General features: G+C 74.4%; 1 protein-coding gene. It reads right to left on the bottom strand.

The features are described from left to right. A partial coding sequence (locus tag ACH4SE_RS36395) for a beta-ketoacyl synthase N-terminal-like domain-containing protein (protein ID WP_398547875.1) occupies window positions 1-3,743 on the bottom strand: 3,743 nt, incomplete at both ends.

A 3,743-nucleotide genomic window follows, 5' to 3' on the forward strand; every position in this document is an offset into this window, starting at 1 on the left:
TGGAGTCCGTGGGCTTGCAGGAGCCGGGCGAGGGCGACGTGGAGGGCGAAGAGTCCGGCTTGTGTGTAGGTGGTGTGGTCGAGGAGTTCGGCGTGTCGGGGTTCGAAGACGACGTCGCGGAGGGGGTGGTGGAGGTGGGGGTCGAGGAGGGCGCAGACTTCGTCGAAAGCTTCGGCGAAGACGGGGAAGCGGGTGTGGAGTTCGGCGCCCATGCCGGGTCGCTGGCTGCCCTGGCCGGAGAACAGCCACACGGTCTGACCGGTTGCCGGGGTGCTGTGCGGTGCTGTCACCAGCGCGGTGTGCGGAGACCCGGCGGCCAACGCCCCCAGCGCGGCGGAGAAGTCCGTACGGTCCCGCCCGAGGAGTACGGCCCGCTGCTCGAAGACGGCGCGGGTCGTGGCCAGCGACCGTGCGACGTCCGTGACCGGGGCCTGCGCGCCGGCTCCGTCCAGCCAGCCGCCGAGCGCCGTCGCCTGGTCCCGCAGCGCCTGCGGGTCGCGGGCCGACAGCACCCACGGGACGAGGTCGCCGGTGTCGTCGTCCGCGGGGGCGGGCTGCGGCTCCGGGTCGCCCTGTTCGAGGACGAGGTGGGCGTTGGTGCCCGAGGCGCCGAAGGAGGAGATGCCGACCCGCCGCGGGCGTCCGGTGTCGGGCCAGTCGGCCGCGTCGGTGAGGAGTTCCACGGCGCCGCTGTCCCAGTCGATGTGCGGGCTGGGGGCGTCGATGTGGAGGCTGGCGGGGAGGCGTCCGTGGCGCATGGCCATGACCATTTTGATGACGCCGGCGACTCCGGCGGCTGCCTGGGTGTGGCCGATGTTGGACTTGATCGAGCCGAGCAGCAGGGGGCGCTCGTCCGGCCGGTCCTGGCCGTAGGTGGCGAGGATCGCCTGGGCCTCGATGGGGTCGCCGAGTCGGGTGCCGGTGCCGTGTGCCTCGACGGCGTCGACGTCGGCGGGTTTCAGGTCCGCTGCTGCGAGGGCCTGGCGGATGACGCGTTGCTGGGAGGGGCCGTTGGGGGCGGTCAGGCCGTTGCTGGCGCCGTCCTGGTTGACCGCCGAGCCGCGGATGACGGCGAGGACCTGGTGACCGTTGCGCCGCGCGTCCGACAGCCGCTCCAGGACGACGAGCCCCGCCCCGTCGCTCAGCCCCGTGCCGTCGGCCGCCGCCGCGAAGGGCTTGCAGCGGCCGTCAGGAGCCAGCCCGCCCTGCCGGGAGAAGCCGGTGAAGGCGTCCGGGGTGGACATGACCGTCACACCGCCGGCGAGCGCGAGATCGCACTCGCCCTGCCGCAGGGCCTGCGCGGCCAGGTGCATCGACACCAGTGAGGACGAGCAGGCGGTGTCGACCGTGACGGCCGGCCCCTGGAGGCCGAGGGTGTAGGCGACCCGGCCGGAGATCATGCTGCCGATGCCGGAGAGCATCGTGTAGCCGTCCAGCCGCGGGTCGCCGGGGGCCAGGCCCGCCGCGTAGTCGTGGTAGATGACGCCCGTGTAGACGCCGGTGAGGCTGTCCTTGAGGGTGTGCGGGTTGATGCGGGCGCGTTCCAGGGCCTCCCACGCGGTCTCCAGGACGATCCGCTGCTGCGGGTCCATCGCCAGCGCCTCGCGGGGGTTGATGCCGAAGAAGGCGGCGTCGAAGCCGTCCGCGTCGTAGATGAAGGCGCCCTGCGAGGCGTACGTGGTGCCGGGGTGCTCGCGGTCGGGGTGGAAGAGGTTGTCGAGGTCCCAGCCGCGGTTGGCCGGGAAGGGCCCCAGTACGCTGCCGCCCGCCGCCACCAGCTCCCAGAGCTTCTCGGGCGAGGTCAGGCCGCCGGGGAAGCGGCACGCCATCGCGACCACCGCGATCGGGTCGTCGTGGCCCAGCCCCGGACGGGAGCGGCGCGCGGGCGCGGGCGAGCCGTCCGGGTCACCGGTCACCAGGCCGCGCAGGTGGGCGGCGAGGGCCTGCGGGGTGGGGTGGTCGAAGACCAGGGTCGCGGGCAGCTGCAGCCCGGTCACGGCGGCGAGCCGGTCGCGCAGCTTCACGGCCGTGAGGGAGTCGACACCGAGTTCCTTGAAGGCCGCGTCCGGGCGCACCGCGGCCTGCGACGCGTGTCCCAGCACCACCGCCGCCGCCTGCCGGACCAGCCTGAGCAGCTCCTCGTGCTGCCCGGCCGCGTCGAGCCCGGCCAGGCGGCCACCGAGCGCACCCCCCACCGGCTGCCGCGCCGCGGCCCGGCGGCGTACGGGGCGTACGGGCCGCGGCGACGGGACGGACGCGGCCTCTACGGTCTGCGGGGCCGCGTCCGTCGCCGGACGCAGCGCGACCGCGTCGACGGCGAGGACGGGCGCCCCGTCCGGATCCGCGAGGACGAGGCCCACCGTGCGGCCGCCGGCCGCGTCCTGATCCCCCGCCAGGACGTGGACGCGGGCGGCGGTGGCGCCGGTGGCGTGCAGGGTGACGCCGGTCCAGGCGAAGGGCAGCAGCACCGGTCCGCCGCCTGCGAGGACGAGGGGGTGCAGGGCGGCGTCCAGGAGCGCGGGGTGGACGCCGAAACCGTCCTCCGCCTCCTCCCCGGCGGCCTCCGGCAGCTCCACCTCGGCGAGCAGCCCGCCCTCGTACCGCCACAGCGCGCGTACCCGGCGGGGGAAGGCGCCGTGCGCGGCCTCGGCGGAGGCGTGGAGGGCGGCGAGGTCCAACGGCTCGGCCCCGGGGGGCGGCCAGGCTGCCGCGCCCGTCACCGGATCCTCCGCGTCCGGCACCGCGTCCGCCGGTCCGGGCGGGGTCAGGGTGCCCGCCGCGTGCACCGTCCACGGGTCGTCCGGCGTGTCCCCGTCGGCCTGGGAGGCGATGCGGAAGGACCGCAGTCCCTGGGGGTCGGGGGCGTCGACGGTGATCTGGAGGCGGAGGGCGCCGTCAGCCGGCGCGACGAGGGGGGTGTGGAGGGCGAGTTCGCCGATGCCGCCGCCTCCTGCCTCGTCGGCGGCGCGCAGCGCCCACTCCACGAGTGCCGTTCCGGGCGGCAGCCCGGCGCTGTCCGCGGCCGTGAGCAGGCCGGTGACGAGCAGCCCGCCGTCCGTGAGCCCGGTGACCGCCGAAAGGTGCGGGTGGGCGACGGCCCGCAGCCCCGCCGCGCCGACGTCGCCCGCGGGGGGAGTGGTGCGCGGCCAGTAGTGGTGGTGTTGGAAGGGGTAGGTGGGGAGGTCGGTGGTGGTGGGGGTGGGGTGTGGGGTCCAGGTGGGGGTGAGTCCGGTGGTGTGGGCGTGGGCGAGTGCGGTGATGAGGTGGTGGGGGGTGCCTTGGTTGCGGTGGAGGGTGGGGAGGGTGGTGGTGGGGTGGGGGTGTTGGTCGGTGGTGTGGGTGATGTGGGGTGTGAGGACGGGGTGGGGGCTGATTTCGATGTAGTGGTGGTGGTTGTGGTGGAGGAGGGTGGTGATGGTTTGGGTGAGGTGGACGGGTTGGCGGAGGTTGGTGAACCAGTATTCGGGGGTGAGGGTGGTGGTGTCGTGGGGTTGGGTGGTGACGGTGGAGTAGAAGGGTGTGGTGGTGGGTTGGGGGGTGATGCCGTCGAGGGTGGTGAGGAGGTGGTCGTGGAGTTGGTCGATCTGGGGGCTGTGGGAGGCGTAGTCGACGTTGATGGGTTTGGCGCGGTGGCCGGCGGTGTGGCAGGCGGTGAGGGTGGTGGTGATTTGGTCGGGGGGTCCGGAGATGACGGTGGAGGTGGGGCCGTTGTGGGCGGCGATGACGACGTCCGGGGTTGTTGT

Source organism: Streptomyces sp. NPDC020983 (assembly GCF_044333485.1).
Taxonomy (GTDB): Bacteria; Actinomycetota; Actinomycetes; order Streptomycetales; family Streptomycetaceae; genus Actinacidiphila.